Genomic DNA, 18552 nt, shown 5'->3' with positions numbered 1-18552 from the left:
GTCAGGCCTCGCCTCCCGTCGGCTGGTTTCGGACCACGGTGCGGTCCAGGTCCGCCAGGCTCGCCCGCCCGGCCAGGGCCATCGCGTGGGCGAGCTCGTCCGTCGCGCAGCGCAGCACGCCGGCCACGCCCTCGGCGCCCTCGGCGGCCAGGCCCCACAGGGGCGGCCGGCCCAGCAGCACCATGCGGGCGCCCAGGGCCAGGGCGGCCAGCGCGTCGGCGCCGCGGCGCACCCCGCCGTCGAGCAGCACCGGGATCGCGCCGCCGACCGCGTCGACGACCTCGGCCAGCGCGTCGAGGCTGGCCACGGCGCCGTCGAGCTGGCGGCCGCCGTGGTTGGAGACCACGATCGCGTCGGCGCCGTGCGCGACGGCCAGGGCCGCGTCCTCGGCGGTGAGGATGCCCTTGAGCACCAGGGGCAGCCGGGTGCGCCCGCGCAGCCAGGCAAGGTCGGACCAGGCCAGGCCCGGGTCGAAGGTGGCGGCGGTGTGCCGGGCCACGGCCGAGGAGCCCTCGTCGCGCTCGTGCGCGGCCGCCATCACGCCGGCCTCGATGTTGACCGCGGCGACGTCGCCGCCGATGGTGAAGCCGTTGCGCATGTCCCGCCAGCGGCGGCCCATCCGGGGCACGTCGACGGTGAGCACGATGGCGTCGTAGCCGGCCGCCTCGGCCCGCTCGGCCATGGACTGCAGGACGTCGCGGCGGCGCAGCCAGTACAGCTGCAGCCAGAGCCCGGAGGAGGACGCCGCGGCGATGTCCTCGATGGTGCGGCTGGCGAACATGGCGACCACGAACAGCGCGCCCGCCGCGCCCGCGCCCTTGGCCGTGGCCACCTCGCCGTCGGCGTCGATGAGCCGCTGGTACGCGACCGGCGCGACCCCGATCGGCGTCGTGTACTCCCGCCCGAAGAGTGAGACGGCGGTGTCGACCTCCGAGACGCCGGCCAGCACCCGCGGGCGCAGCCGCACCCGGTCGAATGCGCGCAGGTTGGCCGCCACGGTCCGCTCGTCCTCGGCGCCGCCCTCGATGAAGTCCCATACGCCGGGCTCGACGAGCCGCCGCGCGGGGTCCCGATAGTCCGCCGCGGTCAGTATCTGTGTCACCGCGGCGCCCTCATAGGCGATAGCCTATCGGTACACCGCCCGCTCCCGCATGAGCCGAAAGGCCTACATGGCAACGGAATATGCGCTGCAGTCCCCCGTCGGCGCCCGGCTGAGCGGCCATCCGTGGCACCGCTTCGCCGTCCTCGGCGACAGCGTCGTCGAGCAGCCGGGCGGCTTCGCGGACCTCCTGCGCGACGAGCTGGCCGCGGCGCGGCCGGGCCTGCAGTACCGCAACCTGGGCGTGCGCAACCTGCGCGCCGCCGAGGTGCGCGACGGGCAGCTCCCGGCGGCCCTGGCCTTGCGCCCCGACCTCGCCCTCGTGGTGTGCGGGGCCAACGACGCCATGCGCCCCGGCTACGAGGCCCGCGCCGACGCGGTCGACGCCGCGCTGGCCGGGATCGTGCGCCCGCTGCAGCAGGCCGGCGCGCTGGTGCTCACCGTGTCGGTGTTCGTCATGCGCGAGTACCCGCGGATGCCGCCGTGGCTGGGCACCGGATTCGCGCGGCGCATGGCCTGCCTGGCGGGGCGCACCAATGCGCTGGCGGCGACCCTCGGCACGCTCCACGTCGACCTGTCCGAGCACCCGGCGATCGCCCGCGGGGACGCGCTCACGGGGGATGATGGGCTGCACGGCAACGAGCACAGCCATATGATCGCGGCGGCGGCCCTGATCGATCGGCTGTCGGCGCAGTTCTAGACCCGAGCGACAGGAGGACGGGCGACGATGCCGCTCGACCCGCAGGTGCAGGCCATGCGCGACCGCAAGGAGCGCGACCAGGTGGCCCCGCTCTACACCATGACGCTGGACGCGGCCCGCGCCGCCGACCTGGCCTCGATCCGCGCCGAGGGCGGGCAGCCGGAGCAGGTGCACGAGGTCCTCGACCACTGGATCGACGGCCCGGGCGGCAAGCTCGTGGTGCGCGTCTACCGGCCCAGCGCGGAGCCGGACCTGCCGGTGCTGGTGTACTTCTACGGCGGCGGCTGGGTGCTCGGCACCGTCGACACGGCCGACGGCATCGCCCGCAACCTGGCCAACGCGGCCGGGTGCATCGTCGCGGTGCCCGGCTACCGGCTGGCCCCCGAGCACCCGTTCCCGGCGGCCATCGAGGACTGCTGGGCCGCCACCGAGTGGGTGTTCGCCAACGCCGCGGCGCTCGGCGCGGACCCCGGCCGCATCGCGGTCGGCGGGGACAGCGCCGGCGGCAACATCGCCGCCGCCCTCACGCTCATGGCGGCCGAGGCCGGGCAGCCCGCGCTCGCCGGGCAGTTGCTGGTGTACCCGAACACGGACCAGACGGAGCGGGCCGGCGAGGACGAGTCGATGCGGGGCAGCGACGATCCGTACCTCTTCAACCACCACTCGGTGGCCTGGTACCGCTCGCACTACCTCAGCGACCCGGACGACGTGTACAACCCCCTCGTCTCCCCGATCTTGGCGGAGACGCTGGCCGGGCTGCCGCCCGCGCTGGTCATCACCGCGGAGTACGACCCACTGCGGGACCAGGGCGAGCGGTACGCGGCACGGCTGGCGCACGACGGCGTGCCGGTGGTGGTGACCCGGTACGAGGGGATGATCCACGGCTTCTTCGCGATGTCGGGCAGCCTCGAGGCGGGCAAGGTCGCCCTGGCCCAGGCGGCCAAGCAGCTGCGGGTCTGGTTCGAGCGCTGAGGCTCGCCCCCTCCGGGTCCCGGCGCTCGCTCTGGTTCGAGCGCTGGCCCTCGCCTTCCGGGTCCCGGCACCCGCTCTGGTTCGAGCGCTGACCCCACCGTGCCCCTCCCCGATCACCGGTGAGGGGCGGCGCCATACGCGCTGGGTCGGACGGTTCTGGGCGGTGCCGGGAACCGCGCGAAGAGCGAGTGCGGCGTCGTCAGGGCGGCCGGCGCGCTGGCCGCGTCGAGTCGCTCCCGCAGCTCCCGGGGCAGCTCGAAGGACAACGCGGCCAGGTTGGCGTCGAGCTGCTCGACCGTGGTCGCGCCGATCAGCGTGCCGGTGACGGCCGGGCGGTCGACCAGCCAGCGCAGGGCTACCTGGGCCGGGGAGCGGCCCAGGTCGGCGGCGACCGAGCGCAGGGCGTCGACGATGCCCCACTGCCGCTCGTCCGGGTCGACCGGGAGGGGCCAGCCGCTGCCCGGGGCCAGCCGTCCGGCGCCCGGGCCGATCGCGCGGTCGTCCGGGTCGACCGGCAGGGGTGAACCGCTGCCCGGGGCCAGCCGCCCGGCGCCCGGGCCGATCGCGCGCGGGTACTTGCCCGTGAGCAGGCCGTTGCCCAGCGGGGACCAGGGGACGATCGACAGGCCCAGGTCGAGGGCGGCCGGCAGGTGCTCGAACTCCAGGGTCCGCTCGATGAGGGAGTACTCCAGCTGCAGCGCCGCGACCGGCTCCCAGCCGCGGTGCAGGGCCAGGGTCTGGGCCTTGGCCGCCCACCAGGCCGGGACGTTGCTGAGGCCGGCGGCGCGGACCTTGCCGGACCGTACCAATGCGTCGAACGTGGCCATGACCTCCTCGGGGCCGTTCACCCGGTCCCACAGGTGCAGCCAGTAGAGGTCCAGATGATCCGTGCCCAGGCGGCGCAGCGACGCGTCGAGCGCGGCCAGCATGTGCTTGCGGCCGTTGCCGCGGGCGTTGGGGTCGGTGGGATCGGTCGGGCCGCCGAACTTGGTGGCCAGGACCAGGCGGTCGCGGGCGCCGGTCTCCCGGATGAGGCGGCCCAGCAGCTCCTCGGCGGCGCCGCTGCTGTAGACGTCGGCGGTGTCGACGAAGTTGCCGCCGCGGTCCAGGTAGCGGCGGAAGATGGCCCGGGCGGCGTCCTCGCCGGCGTGCCAGCCGGCGGCGCCGAAGGTCATGGTGCCCAGGCCCAGCGGGGAGACGCGCAGGCCGGTCGGCCCGAGCCGGAAGTACTCGTCCATCATGGCCACCACGAAACAACCCGGAGTGGACTCCGGGTCAAGCGAAAAGTTCGTCGATGCGATCCTGAGCGCATGCCGACGACGTATTCGCCGCAGGAGGCCGCCGAGCGCAGCGGCTTCAGCCCCGAGACCGTCCGCTACTACGAGCGCATCGGCCTGCTGCCGCCGGTCCGGCGCACGTCCTCCGGGCGGAGGGTCTTCGAGGAGCTCGACCTCAAGTGGCTCGCGCTGCTGCGCTGCCTGCGCGACACCGGGATGCCGATCACCGAGATGCAGGCGTTCATCGACCTCATGCGCGACGGCGCGGGGACGCGGCAGGAGCGCCAAGAGGTGCTGGTGGCACACGCCCACCGGGTCCAGGACCAGATCGAGAGACTCCAATTGCATCTGGGGCAGATCAACGCAAAGATCGACCAGTACCGGCGCGGGAAGGTGTGGAACCCATGAGCACCCATGTGGTGGCGTTCGCGGGCGTTGGGGGCGGCGAGGGGCCGCTGTCCTGGGGCCAGACCGACATCTGGGTCAAGATGGCCGCGCTCGGCCAGGCCCTCGCGATGGGCGGGACCCGCCCGCTGCCGCAGGGCGCGACGGTCGAGGACGTCGAGGACGAGCTGCGGTACCTCATGAGCCGCTACCAGACCTTCCGCACCCGGCTCGCGTTCGGCGCGGACGGCTGGCCGAGCCAGGTCGTGCACGAGAGCGGCGAGATCGGCCTGGAGATCGTCGACGCCGGCGAGGACGAGGACCCCGCCGAGGTGGCGGCGGCGGTCGAGGCGCGCTTGCGCGACTCGGAGTGGGACCACGCCGCCGAGTGGCCGGTGCGGATGGCGGTCATCCGCCACGACGGGCGGCCCGTGCACGTCACGCTCATCGTCTCGCACATCACCATGGACGGCGCGGCCGCGACGCTGATGATGCTGGAGGGGGCTGCGCGCAGTACCGAATCCGTGTCCGGAATGCTGCCGTTGGAGCAGGCGCGCAAGCAGGCCACCCCGGCCGCCCGGCGCCAGCACGAGGCCGCGATGCGGCACTGGGAAGGGCACCTGCGCACGATCCCCGTGCCCGCGGTGCGCCCCTCCCGCGACCCGCGCAGCCCGCGGCACTGGACGGGACTGTTCCGCTCGGCGACACTGCCGCAGGCGCTGCGGGCCGCGGCCGCGCGCGAGGGCCTCGACCCGGCCCCGGCGCTGCTGGCCGCGTTCGCGATGGCCTTCGCGCGGATCGCCGGCCCCGCCGTGGTACCGCTGCGGCTCACCGTCGGCAACCGCTTCCGGCCCGGGCTGTCCGGCACGGTGTGCCCGGTCTCGCAGGCCGGCCTCTGCGTCGTGGACACCGCCGGAGACTTCCCGCAGGTGCTGCGCCGGGCCCACGGCGCCGCGCTGGCCGCCTACAAACACGCGTACTACGACCGCCGCGACCTCGACCGGATACTGGCCACGCTGGCCGCCGAGCGCGGCCCGGAGCTACTGCTCGACGTGAGCCTCAACGACCGGCGCGGCGGAGCGGGACAGGACGCCCCGCCCCCGGAGTGCTCGTCGTTCGAGTGGCTCGGCGCCTCCGACGGCCAGTCGTCCGCATTCTTCCTCAACGTCGACGGCTCCGACGAGGCGGTGGCGATCACGCTGTACCTCGACAGCCACTTCATGGCCCCGGACGACGCCGAGGCCCTGCTGTGGGCGATGGAGGACATCGCCGCACAGCAATCAGCGGCGACCTGATCGTGGAGTGACCGGAGAGGATCTGTGCGTGGATCCCACAACGTTGCACTGGGCATCACGCCGGTATCGCTGCAGCAGCGATGGGGAGTGCAGAACGGCTGGTGGCACCCGTTGCGCAACCGCATCGTCCGGGAAACACGTGCGTGAGCCCGGACGACCCCTCCGGCCGCGGGCCCGACAAGCCCGCGGCCGAGCACCAGTCCTCCCCGCTATCCGATGGCGACCACCGTGGACGGCCGGTCAAGCAGGCCGTTCAGCAAGACGGATGCGGGAACCGACAGGTCATCCGCCGAGGACATGAATGACTGGAGGGCGCAGCGTGTAGTCGTCGATCGGAGCGGCTTCAAAGCCCGAGGCCCGCAGCATCCCGATCATCGCGTCGCGCATGAATGTTGCGATAACCGTGAACTGCTGCATGGCGGGAGCGTCCTGCCGGTCCGCCGCGGCATGAACGTGCACCATTTGACATTGTCGTTACCGTCCGGGGCGGTGATTCCGGGCGAGCTCTGGGATAATCGAGCAATGGGGCAGCTGTCATTCTTCAGTCGCACGGAATTGGCTGCCATGCGTGACCGGACCAGGTCTCGGCGGTATTGTCCGGCAAGGGAGCAGTTCCGTCGGGAACATGAGCGGCATCGAGTGTGGGGTCTTGCTCAGCGGCATGCCGAGAAGCTACGCCGTATTCATGGTGGCGTCCCGCCGGTGACCGCGGCCGACGATCAGCGGCCCGACCCGGCCCCCGCGCCGGTCCCGCCGGCGCTACCGCCCGAACAGGCCGAACACCACGCCGAACACCCCGCCGACAGGGTCGTCGCCGACCACGCCGATCCCGCGCCGCCGGACCGGAAGGGTGGCGCTGCAGCGTCCGGGCGCGCCCGCGCGGGCCGTCGCGCACCAACGCCACTGCCGCCGTCACACCGGCCCGCCGGTGCGGCAGCGCGTCGCACAATCGGCCGCCATCCGCGCTCATCGGCAGCGTATCGCAGCCGGTTCTTGCATCTGCCATGTCCGGCCGGCTGTCAATTCCGTCGAAGCCTGCGAAAGGTTGAGCACCATCCCAATGCGCCACCCGGGCGGAGCATTGCAGTGAATACGCGCCCCGGCATGTGAATGTGCCGCCGCAGGGCCGCAGGCATCGCGGACTGTAACCAGGATGCCTCCACGCGAACGGTGCCGGCCGTCCGGGCGCGCTGTCGATCACCGGGACCTGGTCTGCGACACGGACGGGCCGAGCAGCGCACGGACCCGCGCCGCGGGTCGGCATTGTGGTCGGCGAGGGCGGTCTTGCCGGACCCACTGGTGAGGCCGATCTTTGCGTGGCCGAGCCTCGCCGCGGCGCGTCACGCCCGGCCGCGCTCACAGGAAGTCTCGCAGGACGCCGTTGTACGCGGAGCCCATCTGCCGGGTCAAGCCGATGGCCCGGGCAGGCCGCGTGGGACGGTGCACCGCGGATCCCACGAGACATCCGCCCATTGTCCGCGACCGGCTGAACCGCCCCGGATGAGTACGGCCTAGGTTCGACGGGTGGCGCAGACGCATCATCTTCATGTCGACGGGAGTCGGCTGATCAAGCGGTACGTGTCGTGGTCGCGCGGGGAACACCTCCGGGAGTGGGCCGTGCTGCGCCGGGTGTACGCCCGATTTCCCGATCTGGTGCCCGAGCCGCTCGAAGCTGACTTGGATGCCGAGCCGCCCACCGTCACCATAGGCTTGCTGCCCGGCGCTGCACTGACCGACGACTTGGACACCGGTCAGCAGGCCGCGTTGGCTCGATCGCTACGCCAGTTGTGGTCAGTACCGTGCGCCGATCTGCCCGCACGGCGCGATCACCCGGCCGAGATCCACGCGCTGATGACGGAGCGCATGGCCGGCCTGGACCTGCCGGGCTCGGCGGGCGAGGCCGTCCATGCCGCCCGATCCTTCTTGGCCGGGCTTCGCCTCAGGCCCGCCAGCACCACCGTGCTCGGCCACACTGACCCGAACCTCGCCAACTATCTGTGGGATGGGCGGCGGATACGGATCGTCGACTTCGAAGACGCCGGACGGTCTGATCCCGAGTTCGAACTGGCCGACCTGGTCGAACACCTCGCGGCCCGACGCGCGGACTGGACCGAGTTCCTCAGCATGTTCGACCTCGACGGCGACCGGCTGCTCGACGCTCGGCGGCTCTACGCCATGTTCTGGCTGCACAGGCTCCGTCCCGGCAGCGCCGCCGAGCGCCGTAACCCGCCCGGCACCCTTGACCAGCAAGCCGAACGACTCCTCAACCTGCTCTGATCAGCTTTGAAACGCGCCCCAGCGGGCTCAGTCGGGCGGAACGGCGCCGGCTGGCTCGATCTCGCCGGCGCCGTTTCCACCTGGGCGGCTCCGGCCTCCGCAGTCGATAGGGCAGTACGGGAGCCGGGCGGCACAACATTTGTGTTGCCGATCCGTCCGGCGTTCAAACGTCATTCACCGGCGGCGGGCAGGATGCGGCCATGGACGAACTGCGGCGGCTCTTCGGCAGTGACGGGGCCCGCGAATACCTCGGCGAGCCGGTCACCCAGGCCGAGCACATGCTGCAGGCGGCGGCACTCGCCGAGCGGGCCGGGGCGCCGGACGCGCTCGTGGCGGCCGCGCTGCTGCACGACGTGGGGCATTTCCACGGTGTACTGACCGGGGCCGATCTCATGGCCGGCACCGACAACCGGCACTCGGACACCGGCGCCGACTGGCTGGCGCAGTGGTTCGGGCCGGAGGTCTGCGAGCCGGTGCGGCTGCATGTCGCGGCGAAGCGGTACCTGTGCGCGGTCGAGCCCGGGTACCACGACCGGCTGTCGGAGGCGTCGAAGTACACCCTCGGCGTCCAGGGCGGCCCGATGTCGGCGCAGGAGGCGCAGCGCTTCGCCGCGCACCCCTATGCCGCCGACGCCGTCGCCCTGCGCCGCTGGGACGAGCAGGCCAAGGATCCCTCGGCCGAGGTGCCGGACTTTGCGCAGTACCAGGGTCTCCTCCAGCGCCTGGCACGCGAGCCATTGTCGGATTGACGATCGGCTCGCGGGCCGCCACGCCGGGAGACCCTGCACGAGACTGGCCAGATGGCCCACGATGCCCCGGGCAACCCCTACACCGACCTCATCGCGGCCAACCCCGAGCTGCAGCGGGTGCGCGAGGTGGCGTTCGCCGCGCTGCACCTCGAGCCCGGCCAGTGCATCCTCGACGCCGGGTGCGGCGGCGACGAGGCGGCCCGGCTGCTCGCCGCCCGGCTCGGCGGCACGGGCGAGGTGGTGTGGCTGGACTACCACCGCGAGGATCTGACCTGCCTGCCGTACCCGGGCGGCCGCTTCGACGCGGTGCACTGCGAGCGCGTGCTGCAGACCCTGGCCGACCCCGGCGCGGCCATCGCCGAACTGGCCCGGGTGACCCGCCCCGGCGGCCGGCTGTGCCTGGTCGACACGGACTGGGAGTCGGTCGCGGTCGACGGCCTGCCCGCGCACCTCGTCGCCGCCGTGCGCCACCATCTGCTGGCCACCGTCGTCGGCCGGCACCTCGACATGGGCCGCACCCTGCGCCGCCGGCTGCTGCGCACGGGCCTGCTGGAGGTGACCGCGGTCCCCGTGGCCCTCTACTTCGCCGATCCGATGTCCGCCGCAACGGTACTTCCCATGCTCAACCCCGAGATCCCGCCGCACGCCGGCCTCGTCCCGCCGGGCCTGCGCGAGGACTGGTTCGGCGCCCTGAGCGAGGCCGGCTCGCGCGGCGACTTCCTGGCGACGATCACGATGTGGGTCGCGACGGCGGTCGTCTAACCCACTCACCCCGCCGCCAGCAGGTCCCACAGCGACGGCGGTCGGCTAACCCACCCACCCGGCCGCCAGCAGGTCCCGCAGCGACGGCGGTCGGCTAACCATGCTCCGCGGCCGCCAGCAGGTCCCGCAGCAGGGCCGACAGGTCACGGCGGCCGGCTTCGGGGAGGCGCTCCAGGACCTCGCGCTGGATGTCCAGCCCGGCGGCGACGGCCTCGTCGGCCACCTCGCGGCCGCGCGCGGTGAGCGTGATGACCAGGCCGCGGCGGTCCGCGGGGTCGGGCGAGCGGGTCGCCAGGCCGGCCTTCTCGAGGCGGTCGAGGCGGCCGGTCATGCCGCCGGTGGTGAGCATGAGTGAGGCGCTGAGCTGCTTCGGGGAGAGCTGGAAGGGCTCGCCGGCGCGGCGCAGGGCGGCCAGGACGTCGAACTCGCCGCGGTTGACGCCGAGTGCGTCGTACACCTTCTCCTGGCGGTCCCCGATGATCCGGGCCAGCCGGTAGATCCGGCCGAACACGGCCATCGCCTCGGTCTGCAGCTCCGGCCGCTCGCGCCCCCACTGCTCCACGATCCGGTCGATGTCGTCCATGCCACAGCCTACCATTCACTTGTCGGTCAGTAGCTTAGTGCTAACCTACTTAGTCATGAGGAACCTTACGGTCGTCGCCCCCGCGCTGTGGGGGACCACGTACCTCGTCACCACCGAGCTGCTGCCCCCGGACCGGCCGCTGCTGGCCGGGACGTTGCGGGCGCTGCCGGCCGGGCTGCTGCTCGTCGCGGCGGCCCGGGCCCTGCCCCGCGGCGCCTGGTGGTGGCGGGCGGCCGTGCTCGGCACGCTCAACATCGGGCTGTTCTTCGCGCTGCTGTTCATCGGCGCGTACCGGCTGCCGGGCGGGGTCGCCGCCGTGCTGGGCGCCCTCGGCCCGTTCGTGGTCGCCGGGCTGGCCTACGGCCTGCTCGGCCAGCGCCCCGGCGCCCGGGTGCTGCTCGCCGGCCTGGCGGGGCTGGCCGGCGTGACCCTGCTCGTGCTGCGCTCCTCCGCCGCGCTGGACCCGGTCGGGCTGGCCGCGGCGGCGGGCGGGATGGTGTCGATGTCGCTGGGCACGGTGCTGGGGCGGCGGTGGGGCATGCCGCCGGGGTTCGCCGAGCGGCGCACCGCGCTGCTGGCCCTCACCGGGTGGCAGCTCACGGTGGGCGGGGTGCTGCTCGCGCCGGCGGCGTTGCTGGTCGAGGGGGCGCCGCCCGCACTCGACTGGGGCAACGTGGCGGGGTTCGCGTACCTGTCGCTGATCGGCACCGCGGGCGCCTACGTCCTCTGGTTCCGTGGCGTCACCACGATGCCGCCGACCCAGGTGACGCTGTTGGGGCTGCTCAGTCCCGTCGTGGCGGCGGCGCTGGGATGGGTGGCGCTCGGACAGTCGCTGTCGGACGGGCAACTGGTGGGGGCGGCGCTGATCCTGGCGGCGGTGGTCGCCGGGGCGGTGAAGGCCTCCAACGCGACGAGACCCACGCCGCTGCGGGCCGCCGCCACGCTCTGACATCGACGATCCGGCGTTGCGACGCTGGACGCGATTTCGGTCCACCGGTGACGCTAGGCTCCACGTTATGGACTTCGATGCCATCGTGGTCGGGGCGCGCTGCGCCGGCTCGCCAACCGCCATGCTGCTGGCCCGCCGGGGGCACCGGGTGCTCGTCGTGGACCGGGCGACGTTCCCCAGCGACGCGCTGTCCACGCACCTCATCCAGGTGCCGGGGCTGGCCGCGCTGGAGCGGTGGGGGCTGCGGGAGGACGTCGAGCGCGCGGGCGCACCGCCGATCGAGCGGTTCACGATGGACTTCGGGCCGTTCGCGATCAGCGGGGCGCCGCCGGCCGAGGGGGTTGCGGCGCATCCGTTCTGTGTCCGCCGTACCGTGCTGGACGCCATCCTCGTGGGCGCCGCCCGCGCCGCCGGGGCCGAGGTGCGCGAGGGGGCCACCGTCGAGGGGCTGCTGCGCGGCGAGGACGGGCGGGTCACCGGGGTGCGCGGCGAGGGCTTCGAGGCGACGGCCCGCATCGTCGTCGGGGCCGACGGGCTGCGCTCGGTGGTGGCCAAGGACGCCGGGGCGGCGCTCTACGGCGATGCGCCGTCGCTGACGGCGGGCTATTACGCGTACTATCGCGGCCTGGAAAGCCCCGACGGGGTCGTCAGCGCCGAGATCTTCCAGCTCGGCGACCGCGCGGTGGTGCTGTTCCCGACCAATGACGGGCTCACGTGCGTCTTCGTCGCCTGCCCGATCGCGCAGTTCCACGACTTCCGCACCGACGTGGAAGGCAACTACGCCGAGGCGCTGGGCCGCGTCCCGGCGCTGGCCGAGCGGATCGCCGGTGCGCGGCGGGCCGAGCGCATCCGCGGGACCGCCGACGTGCCGAACTTCTTCCGCCGCTCGGCCGGCCCGGGCTGGGCCCTGGTCGGCGACGCCGGATACCACAAGGACCCGGTGATGGCCGCGGGCATCACCGACGCGTTCGTGGCGGCCGAACTGCTCGCCGAGGCGATCCACAGCGGACTGTCCGGCGAGCGCGGCCTGGACGCGGCGGTCGAGGACTACGCGGCCCGGCGCGACGCGCGCTTCGGCCCGGCGCTGCAGCTGACCTGCCAGCTCGCCTCGATGGAGCCCCCGCCCCCGCAGATGGCCGCGCTGCTGGCCCGCGTGGCCGCCAGCCCGCAGGAGACGACCCGATTCTTCGGGATGATGCAGGGCAGCACGCCGATCCCGGAGTACTTCGCGTCAGTAGCGGAATGAGCCGACCAGCTCGCGGAGCCGGTGGGACAGGGCGGCCAGGCGGGCGGCGGACTCCTGGGCCGCGCCCGCGTCGCCGGTGGCCGCACCCGCGGCGCCCGCCACCCCGCCGATGACCCCGGCGATCTCGCGGGTGCCCGCGGCCGCGTCGCCGACCGATCGGGTCATCTCGGCGGTGGTCGCGGTCTGCTCCTCCACCGCGGTCGCGATGGTGGTCGAGTAGTCGCTGATCTTCGTGATGACGCCGCCGATGCGGGCGATCGCGGCGAGCGCCTCGGCGGTGTCGCCCTTGATCGCCGCGATCCGCCCGCCGATGTCCTCGGTGGCCCGGGCCGTCTCCTGGGCCAGCTCCTTCACCTCGGCGGCGACCACCGCGAAGCCCTTGCCGGACTCCCCCGCCCGGGCCGCCTCGATGGTGGCGTTCAGCGCGAGCAGGTTGGTCTGCCCGGCGATCGACGTGATGGTGGCGAGGACCTCGCCGATCTCGGCGCCCGAGGCGTCGAGCTTCGCCATGGTCGCCGTGGTCTGCTCGGCGACGTGCACGGCCGAGGCGGCCACCCGCGCGGCCTCGGAGGCGTTGCGCGCGATCTCGTGGATGGACGCGCCCATCTCCTGCGCGCCGGCCGCGACGGTGTCCACGTTCCGGGCCACCTGCCCGGCCGAGTCGGAGACCAGGCCGGCCTGCCGCGCCGAGTCGCGGGCCGACCCGGCGAGCCGGTCCGACACGCCGGTGAGCTCGGCGCTGGCCCCGGTGAGCTCGTCGGCGGCGTCCGCGATGCCGCGCACCGTGCCGGCCACCTTGAGCACGAACCGGTTGAAGGCCCCGCCGAGCTGCCCGACCTCGGTGTGCGCCGACTCGTCGACCCGCTGGGTCAGGTCCCCCTCGCCGTCGGCGATGTCGGCCATGCGGTCGCGCAGCCGTACGATCGGCACCACCACGGCCCGGGCCACCCCGAGCGCGACCAGCCCGGCCAGCACCAGCGCGACGGCGGTGTAGAGGATCGCCTGCCTGCGCAGCGAGGAGACCGGGGCCAGCACGACGCCGCGCGGGATGGACACGACCAGCGACCACGTCTCGCCGGCCATGAGCCGGATGGGCACGGCGACGACGATGCGCTCGGCGCCGTCCACCTCCGTCACCTCGCGCACGGTCCCGCCGCTGCGGGCGCGCTCGGCCAGCTTGCCGAGCGGCCCGGACAGCGGCTTGGTGAGCTGCTCGGCGCTGCCGCCGGCCACGACGTTGCCGCCGGTGCTCAGCAGCACGGCGCTGCCCGCGCCCAGCGGCTTGATCGCGGCGATCTGCGTCTCCAGGTCGGCCAGCGCCAGGTCCGCCCCGACGAGCCCGGCGAACTTGCCGCCGATCGTGATCGGCACCGCCGCCGAGGTCATCAGGACCTGCTTGCCGCCCACGTCGTACGGGTACGGCTCGAGCAGCAGCTCGTTGCCGGTCTGCTTCGGCTGCGTGTACCACGAGTTGCTCGACGGGTCGTCGAGGTCCAGGATCGGCTGCTGCACCACCGCCCCGCCGTCGCCGCGGTGCCAGTACGGCGCGTACCGCCCGCTCGGGTCGGAGTCCACGGCACGCTTGGTGAAGGCGGCGTCGCGCCCGTCGAACCCGTTGGGCTCCCACACCGCCCAGATCCCGAGGTACCCCGGATGGGACTCGAGCAGACCTTTGATGACCATGTCGACGGCGTCGCGGGACGGACTGGTCCGGGCCATGACCCCGAGCGTCTGGGCGAGGTCGCGCGCGGTGCCGACGACGGTGGCGACGGTGCGCTCCACGTCGGCGGCCCGGACCTCCGCGCTGTGCTGCGCGTCCTGCAGCGCGGAGTCCTGCAGGCTCGCGGAGGCACGCGCGGTCACCAGCGCCACCAGGGACGTCACCGCCACCACCAGCAACACCAGCACGCTCAGCACCAGCCGGGCACGAATCGTCAACCGGGACACGACCGCTCCTCACCGCAGGGCTCCCCCACACCCCATCGGCCACCGCGGCCCCGACTTGACCTACCGCCGGGGGCGGTCTTGCCCGGCACCGCTGAGCGGCCTGGGCCGCGAGGAACCGTCGCCGTTGGTCCTATGTGGACGTGCCGATGCGGGTGGGCGGCGGTAGGCTGATGGGCATGACGTCGGTGGCCCGCGTCGGGGGCCGAGCACGGCTGGGAGACGCCGGAGCGCCGGGACAGGGAGCGGCCCGACGAGAGCGCCGCCGAGGCGCGGGCCTTGCTCGCTGGGCCGGCCGCGCGATGGCCCGCGCAGTGGCACAGCATCGAAGCGTTGCGAGAGGATCCGCCGGCGTACGCCGGTCCGTCCTGGCGGCCCACAGACTGGATCTGAGGCGGATGCGGGCCTGACCGCTGCCGCGCGTCGGCACGCGCCATCGGCGGCATCCACGCCACCCTGGCGGCAAGCGTGACCGGGCCCACCCCACGGTATCGACAAGCATGTGCGGATGCGGCTCTACTCGCGGGCGCTCGTCCACCGTCGGTGGATCTCAGCCGGGCGGTTGTGGCCGCACTCAATCACGTTGCCGGCCTGATCGGTGACCTCAGCGTAGAAGTCGCCGTGCTCGACCCACACGGCCATCTGCTCGATCCCATCGGCACGGTAAGCTTCATCGGCCCACGTGACAACCGTGAACGCCAGCTTGTCGCCCTGATAGTCGCTCCGGATGTGGAAGGCTTCATCCGGTCGAAGCCAACGATCCTCACCGAGTGGCTCCAGCCACAGCAGCAACCAGCCAGCATACCCGTTCCGGACCTCCATGATCGCCATGGCCGCACGGTAGCAGTGGCGGCGTGACGTCACCGGCTGGCACAAGATCGCGCATCGCCCCTCCGGGCGCGGCAACAGCAGCAACGGTACGGCCGGGGAGCATCGCGGTGGCCGCTGCCGGTTGAGGGGGGCGAATATCGTGTATGGGTGCGGACGTTGCTGGTGCTCTGCTGCGGTGCCCTCGCGCTCAACGCGGCCGCGGCGGTGGCCGCCTACTTCCTGCCGGAAGCATCGCTGTTGATCGCCGTCGGGATTCTTTTCATGGTGGCGGTGCTGCTGGGCGGTTGCGCCCTGGTGGCGGTCTTCCTCAGCCACCGGCTCGGGGACACAGTCCTCGACCGGTTCAGGGCCACGTGGCGGGCGACTCCGACGACGGCCGCGGTCTGGTGCCTTCTGCTGACCATGGCGAACGGCGCCTACCACTTCACCATGCGCTACGCATACGCATCCCACGGCAACTGGCGGACCGTTCCCGCGACCGGTGCCTTGAGCGCCGCCCTGGGGGCGGTGCTGCTCTGGGGCGTGTTGCGCGCCCGGTCCGGCCGCGCTGGCGGGACCGGGCGCACATCCACGACGGCGCTAAGGGGCGCCGAGGGGTGAGGGCAGCAGTTGTACGTCGGCCAGGTTGACGTACATCAGGCGGTGGCCGAACTGGATCTGGGCGTACCGGGTGTCGCCGCGGATCACGGTCCGGTCGCCCGGGCCCGAGCCGTCGAAGGTGACGGCGTGGTAGTAGAACCAGCCCTTCTGGCCGAGGTACCAGATGGCGGTCCAATCGCCCTGCCGGCCTGCCACCGCGTAGGTCTGGCCGGTGGCCACCCGGGAGCTGTGGTCGGACAGCAGCATGGTCGACGGGGACCTGTCCGGGTGCAGGCCGATGTCGGTCAGCCGCGGGAGCCGGGCGCGATCGCGACGAGGCAGGCGACGGCGGCGAGCGAGGCGAGGGCCGGGAATCGTGCCGTGTGCTCCTCCGGGGGAAACCGATGGCATGGGATTGACGGCACGCTATACCGTCACGGCGCTCGATGTTGATATCTTCCGACCAATCCCTCGTGATCGAAGGTTTCTTACCGCCACGGCAAGCAGGGCGGGGACCTCAGGCGCCGCGCAGCTCGCGCAGGGCGGCGTGCACCACGCCCCCCGTGTGCTCCAGCACCCGGCGGGCCTGGGCGGCCGGGGCCTGGGCGAGCAGGGCCACCAGCGCCACCTTCGACTCGCCGCCGGCCTCGGTCAGGGCGGCCGTGCAGACCTGGGCCGGCAGGCCGGTGGCCTGGGCGAGCATGCGGATCTGGCGGCCGCGCAGCTTGCTGTTGCTGGCCACCATGTCGGTCATGAGGTTGGAGTAGGTCCGGCCGAGGCGCACCATGACGGCCGTCGACAGGGCGTTGAGCACCAGCTTCTGGGCCGTGCCGGCCTTCATCCGGGTCGAGCCGGTGATCGCCTCCGGCCCGGTGTCCACGGCGATGTGCACGTCGGCGAGGGGGGCCAGGGGCGCGTGCGGGTTGGCCGAGACCAGCACCGTGCCGGCGCCGGCGGCGCGGGCGGCCCGCAGCGCGCCGCCGACGTACGGGGTGCCGCCGCTGGCCGTGGTGCCCACCGCGACGTCGCCCGCGACCACGTCGGCGGCGTCGGCCGCGCCGAGCTCCTCGTCGTCCTCGGCGCCCTCGGCGGCCTGCCGCACGGCCGCGGGGCCGCCGGCGATGTGGGCCACCACCCGGTCGTAGCCGACGCCGAACGTCGGGTGCAGCTCGGCGGCGTCCAGCACGGCCATGCGGCCCGACGTGCCGGCCCCGAAGTAGTGCATGCGGCGGCCGGCCCGCAGGGCGGCGACGGCCAGTTCGACCGCGTCGGCCAGCCGCGGCAGCACGGCGGCGACCGCCGGGGCGACCTTGCGGTCCTCCGCGTTGATGAGCCGGAGCACGTCGAGGGTGGGCAGCTGGTCGATGGAGACCGTGTGAGGATTGCGCTCCTCGGTGGGCGAGACGCTCACCAGCGGCCCCGATCGGCCTTGGTACGGCGGCTGCGCACCGCGTCGCGGGTCGCCTCCAGCGCCGACTTCGTCCGCTCGTACGTGCGCTGCGCGACGCCGACGAAGACGCAGTCGACGACGGTGAGCTGGGCCAGGCGGCTGGCCATCGCCCCGGAGCGGAACGTGGTCTCCCGCGCCGCCGTGGTGAGCACCAGGTCGGCGACCCGGGTGATCGGCGACTTCGGGAAGTTGGTGAGCGCCACCAGAGTCGCGCCGCGCCGGCCGGCCTCGGCGAAGGCCTCGATCGTGTCCATCGTGGTGCCGGTGTGCGAGATGCCGACCGCGACGTCGCCCTCGCGCAGCAACGCCGCGCTGGTCAGCGCCAGGTGCAGGTCGGACCAGGCGTAGGCGGTCAGGCCGATGCGGTGCAGCTTCTGCTGGAAGTCCTGGGCCACGAAGGCGCTGGCCCCGACGCCGTAGACGTCGACCCGGCGGGCCTCGGCGATCGCCGCCACCACCTTGCCCAGCACCTCGAGGTCGAGCTGGGCGGCGGTGTCCTCGACGGCCCGGGCGTCGGCGTAGGCGATGGTCTTCACCACCTGGCCGAGGTCGTCGGAGAGGCTGATGTCGCTGCCGACCGCCTCCTGGCCCTGGTCGTCCTGCACCCGCCCGGCCTCGGCGGCCAGGCGCAGGCGCAGCTCGGGATAGCCCGATACGCCGATGGCCCGGCAGAATCGGATGACGGTCGTCTCGGAGGTGTGGGCCCGCTTGGCCAGCTCGGTGATCGTCATCAGCGCCGCGGTGCTCGCCTCGTCGACGATGATCTTCCCGACCCGCTGCTCGGCGCGCGACAGCGAGGGCAGGAGCCCGCGGATCTTCACCGCCGTCGAGATCGCGCGGCCCTCGTCGGGGTCGCCCTTGCCCTTCATGTGGAAAAGTTTCCGTTGCGATGTTGGTTTCGTCAATGGAGTACGGTGATGGGAATGCGCGAGCCGCTGGTCATCGGCGTGGACGCCGGCGCCACGACGACCCGCTGCGTCGTCGGAGACCTCAATGGAAACATTCTGGCCCGCAGTATCGCGGGTGGAGCCAACCAGAACTCCAGCGCCGCCCCGCCGGGCGAGTCGCTGGGCCGCGCCCTGGCCGGGGCGATCGGCGGCCTCGATCGGGCGCGGGTCGCCGGCGGCGTGATCGGCGCCGCGGGCGCGGGCGCCGGTGGGCGGGTCGCGGCCCAGGACGCCGCCCGGGGCGCGTGGGCCGCCGCCGGCCTCGGCGGGCAGGTGCACGCCGTCACCGATCTCGAGGTGGCGTTCGCCGCAGGCACGCCCTCCTCTGACGGACTGCTGCTGCTGTCCGGCACCGGGGCCGTGGCCGCCGCGTTCGCCGGCGGGGCGCTGACCCGCCGCTGCGACGGCTACGGCTGGCTTCGTGTTCACCCTCGTCCAGCCGGTCGTGCTCGTCCTGCTGTTCCGCTTCGTCTTCGGCGGCGCCATCGACACCGGCCCGCTGTCCTAC

The 18552-nt window shown here is 73.3% G+C and carries 20 protein-coding genes; 11 read left to right on the top strand and 9 right to left on the bottom strand.

The annotated features are described in order from the left end of the window. Nucleotide 1: 1 nt before the first annotated feature. Nucleotides 2–1102 (bottom strand): alpha-hydroxy acid oxidase, encoded by a 1101-nt coding sequence (locus AB0M46_RS07665; protein ID WP_363333537.1) that lies wholly within the window; start codon nucleotides 1100–1102, stop codon nucleotides 2–4. Between the two features lie 67 nt (nucleotides 1103–1169). Between AB0M46_RS07665 and AB0M46_RS07660 the strand changes: the two genes are divergently transcribed. Further along, entirely contained in the window at nucleotides 1170–1799 is a 630-nt protein-coding gene (locus tag AB0M46_RS07660; RefSeq protein ID WP_363333536.1) for an SGNH/GDSL hydrolase family protein, read from the top strand. Between the two features lie 27 nt (nucleotides 1800–1826). Further along, nucleotides 1827–2771, top strand: coding sequence for an alpha/beta hydrolase (locus AB0M46_RS07655; RefSeq protein ID WP_363333534.1), 945 nt, complete (start codon nucleotides 1827–1829; stop codon nucleotides 2769–2771). A gap of 113 nt (nucleotides 2772–2884) precedes the next feature. On the opposite strand, the gene AB0M46_RS07650 is transcribed toward AB0M46_RS07655, so the two are convergent. Beyond that, nucleotides 2885–4012 (bottom strand): aldo/keto reductase, encoded by a 1128-nt coding sequence (locus AB0M46_RS07650; RefSeq protein ID WP_363333757.1) that lies wholly within the window; start codon nucleotides 4010–4012, stop codon nucleotides 2885–2887. A gap of 69 nt (nucleotides 4013–4081) precedes the next feature. On the opposite strand from AB0M46_RS07650, the gene AB0M46_RS07645 reads away from it, so the two are divergent. Both AB0M46_RS07645 and AB0M46_RS07640 read left to right on the top strand, forming a co-directional pair. Then, the gene (locus AB0M46_RS07645) at nucleotides 4082–4456 is read left to right on the top strand and encodes a MerR family transcriptional regulator (protein ID WP_363333533.1); all 375 of its coding nucleotides are present in this window, start codon (nucleotides 4082–4084) and stop codon (nucleotides 4454–4456) included. Then, nucleotides 4453–5727 carry a condensation domain-containing protein gene (locus AB0M46_RS07640; RefSeq protein ID WP_363333531.1) on the top strand — a complete coding sequence of 425 codons (1275 nt, stop codon included), beginning with the start codon at nucleotides 4453–4455 and terminating at the stop codon, nucleotides 5725–5727. Before AB0M46_RS07645 ends, AB0M46_RS07640 begins: the two co-directional genes overlap by 4 nt. 282 nt (nucleotides 5728–6009) lie before the next feature. Here the strand turns inward: AB0M46_RS07640 and AB0M46_RS07635 are convergent, their stop codons facing one another. Continuing rightward, nucleotides 6010–6144: a hypothetical protein gene (locus tag AB0M46_RS07635; RefSeq protein WP_363333529.1), complete on the bottom strand. Its 135-nt coding sequence runs from the start codon at nucleotides 6142–6144 to the stop codon at nucleotides 6010–6012. Between the two features lie 1107 nt (nucleotides 6145–7251). Here AB0M46_RS07635 and AB0M46_RS07630 point away from each other — a divergent pair. The 3 genes from AB0M46_RS07630 to AB0M46_RS07620 all read left to right on the top strand — a co-directional run bounded on the left by AB0M46_RS07630 (nucleotide 7252) and on the right by AB0M46_RS07620 (nucleotide 9515). Continuing rightward, the gene (locus AB0M46_RS07630) at nucleotides 7252–8004 is read left to right on the top strand and encodes a phosphotransferase (protein ID WP_363333527.1); all 753 of its coding nucleotides are present in this window, start codon (nucleotides 7252–7254) and stop codon (nucleotides 8002–8004) included. A 200-nt stretch (nucleotides 8005–8204) separates the two neighbouring features. Next, complete coding sequence (locus tag AB0M46_RS07625) at nucleotides 8205–8753, top strand: phosphonate degradation HD-domain oxygenase (protein WP_363333525.1); 549 nt, start codon at nucleotides 8205–8207, stop codon at nucleotides 8751–8753. A 51-nt stretch (nucleotides 8754–8804) separates the two neighbouring features. Continuing rightward, complete coding sequence (locus AB0M46_RS07620; protein WP_363333523.1) at nucleotides 8805–9515, top strand: methyltransferase domain-containing protein; 711 nt, start codon at nucleotides 8805–8807, stop codon at nucleotides 9513–9515. 94 nt (nucleotides 9516–9609) lie between these two features. Here AB0M46_RS07620 and AB0M46_RS07615 read toward each other — a convergent pair whose 3' ends face one another. Next, nucleotides 9610–10098: a MarR family transcriptional regulator gene (locus AB0M46_RS07615; protein WP_363333522.1), complete on the bottom strand. Its 489-nt coding sequence runs from the start codon at nucleotides 10096–10098 to the stop codon at nucleotides 9610–9612. 55 nt (nucleotides 10099–10153) lie between these two features. Between AB0M46_RS07615 and AB0M46_RS07610 the strand changes: the two genes are divergently transcribed. After that, nucleotides 10154–11047, top strand: a complete 894-nt coding sequence (locus AB0M46_RS07610) for an EamA family transporter (RefSeq protein WP_363333520.1) — start codon at nucleotides 10154–10156, stop codon at nucleotides 11045–11047. Nucleotides 11048–11114: 67 nt separating this feature from the next. Next, on the top strand, nucleotides 11115–12293 hold the full coding sequence (locus AB0M46_RS07605; RefSeq protein WP_363333518.1) for an NAD(P)/FAD-dependent oxidoreductase: 1179 nt from the start codon (nucleotides 11115–11117) through the stop codon (nucleotides 12291–12293). On the opposite strand, the gene AB0M46_RS07600 is transcribed toward AB0M46_RS07605, so the two are convergent. Then, a complete protein-coding gene (locus AB0M46_RS07600; protein ID WP_363333516.1) occupies nucleotides 12279–14240 on the bottom strand; it encodes a methyl-accepting chemotaxis protein in 1962 nt (653 codons plus the stop codon). The two genes, AB0M46_RS07605 and AB0M46_RS07600, sit on opposite strands and share 15 nt — an antisense overlap. Before the next feature lie 513 nt (nucleotides 14241–14753). Continuing rightward, entirely contained in the window at nucleotides 14754–15068 is a 315-nt protein-coding gene (locus AB0M46_RS07595) for a hypothetical protein (RefSeq protein WP_363333514.1), read from the bottom strand. Between the two features lie 147 nt (nucleotides 15069–15215). Between AB0M46_RS07595 and AB0M46_RS07590 the strand changes: the two genes are divergently transcribed. Then, nucleotides 15216–15668, top strand: coding sequence for a hypothetical protein (locus tag AB0M46_RS07590; RefSeq protein ID WP_363333512.1), 453 nt, complete (start codon nucleotides 15216–15218; stop codon nucleotides 15666–15668). On the opposite strand, the gene AB0M46_RS07585 is transcribed toward AB0M46_RS07590, so the two are convergent. The 3 genes from AB0M46_RS07585 to AB0M46_RS07575 form a co-directional block, all read right to left on the bottom strand. After that, complete coding sequence (locus AB0M46_RS07585; protein WP_363333510.1) at nucleotides 15648–15914, bottom strand: hypothetical protein; 267 nt, start codon at nucleotides 15912–15914, stop codon at nucleotides 15648–15650. The two genes, AB0M46_RS07590 and AB0M46_RS07585, sit on opposite strands and share 21 nt — an antisense overlap. 250 nt (nucleotides 15915–16164) lie before the next feature. Further along, a complete protein-coding gene (gene murQ / locus AB0M46_RS07580) occupies nucleotides 16165–17058 on the bottom strand; it encodes an N-acetylmuramic acid 6-phosphate etherase (RefSeq protein ID WP_363333509.1) in 894 nt (297 codons plus the stop codon). Then, nucleotides 17055–17966 (bottom strand): MurR/RpiR family transcriptional regulator, encoded by a 912-nt coding sequence (locus AB0M46_RS07575; protein ID WP_363333507.1) that lies wholly within the window; start codon nucleotides 17964–17966, stop codon nucleotides 17055–17057. Before AB0M46_RS07575 ends, murQ begins: the two co-directional genes overlap by 4 nt. Nucleotides 17967–18020: 54 nt before the next feature. Here AB0M46_RS07575 and AB0M46_RS07570 point away from each other — a divergent pair. Then, on the top strand, nucleotides 18021–18552 hold a 532-nt coding region (locus AB0M46_RS07570), incomplete at its 3' end, for a BadF/BadG/BcrA/BcrD ATPase family protein (RefSeq protein WP_363333505.1).

This window comes from Dactylosporangium sp. NPDC051485 (genome assembly GCF_040682015.1).
In the GTDB taxonomy this organism is placed as follows: domain Bacteria; phylum Actinomycetota; class Actinomycetes; order Mycobacteriales; family Micromonosporaceae; genus Dactylosporangium.
The sequence above is the reverse complement of the archived record's forward strand: the minus strand, read 5'-3'. Positions and strand labels throughout refer to the sequence as shown.

Coding starts and splice junctions, on each gene's coding strand:
- AB0M46_RS07660 (WP_363333536.1), top strand. CDS start 1,170: ATGGCAACGGAATATGCGCTGCAGTCCCCCGTCGGCGCCCGGCTGAGC.
- AB0M46_RS07655 (WP_363333534.1), top strand. CDS start 1,827: ATGCCGCTCGACCCGCAGGTGCAGGCCATGCGCGACCGCAAGGAGCGC.
- AB0M46_RS07650 (WP_363333757.1), bottom strand. CDS start 4,012: ATGATGGACGAGTACTTCCGGCTCGGGCCGACCGGCCTGCGCGTCTCC.
- AB0M46_RS07645 (WP_363333533.1), top strand. CDS start 4,082: ATGCCGACGACGTATTCGCCGCAGGAGGCCGCCGAGCGCAGCGGCTTC.
- AB0M46_RS07640 (WP_363333531.1), top strand. CDS start 4,453: ATGAGCACCCATGTGGTGGCGTTCGCGGGCGTTGGGGGCGGCGAGGGG.
- AB0M46_RS07635 (WP_363333529.1), bottom strand. CDS start 6,144: ATGCAGCAGTTCACGGTTATCGCAACATTCATGCGCGACGCGATGATC.
- AB0M46_RS07625 (WP_363333525.1), top strand. CDS start 8,205: ATGGACGAACTGCGGCGGCTCTTCGGCAGTGACGGGGCCCGCGAATAC.
- AB0M46_RS07620 (WP_363333523.1), top strand. CDS start 8,805: ATGGCCCACGATGCCCCGGGCAACCCCTACACCGACCTCATCGCGGCC.
- AB0M46_RS07615 (WP_363333522.1), bottom strand. CDS start 10,098: ATGGACGACATCGACCGGATCGTGGAGCAGTGGGGGCGCGAGCGGCCG.
- AB0M46_RS07610 (WP_363333520.1), top strand. CDS start 10,154: ATGAGGAACCTTACGGTCGTCGCCCCCGCGCTGTGGGGGACCACGTAC.
- AB0M46_RS07605 (WP_363333518.1), top strand. CDS start 11,115: ATGGACTTCGATGCCATCGTGGTCGGGGCGCGCTGCGCCGGCTCGCCA.
- AB0M46_RS07595 (WP_363333514.1), bottom strand. CDS start 15,068: ATGGCGATCATGGAGGTCCGGAACGGGTATGCTGGCTGGTTGCTGCTG.
- AB0M46_RS07585 (WP_363333510.1), bottom strand. CDS start 15,914: ATGCTGCTGTCCGACCACAGCTCCCGGGTGGCCACCGGCCAGACCTAC.
- AB0M46_RS07575 (WP_363333507.1), bottom strand. CDS start 17,966: ATGAAGGGCAAGGGCGACCCCGACGAGGGCCGCGCGATCTCGACGGCG.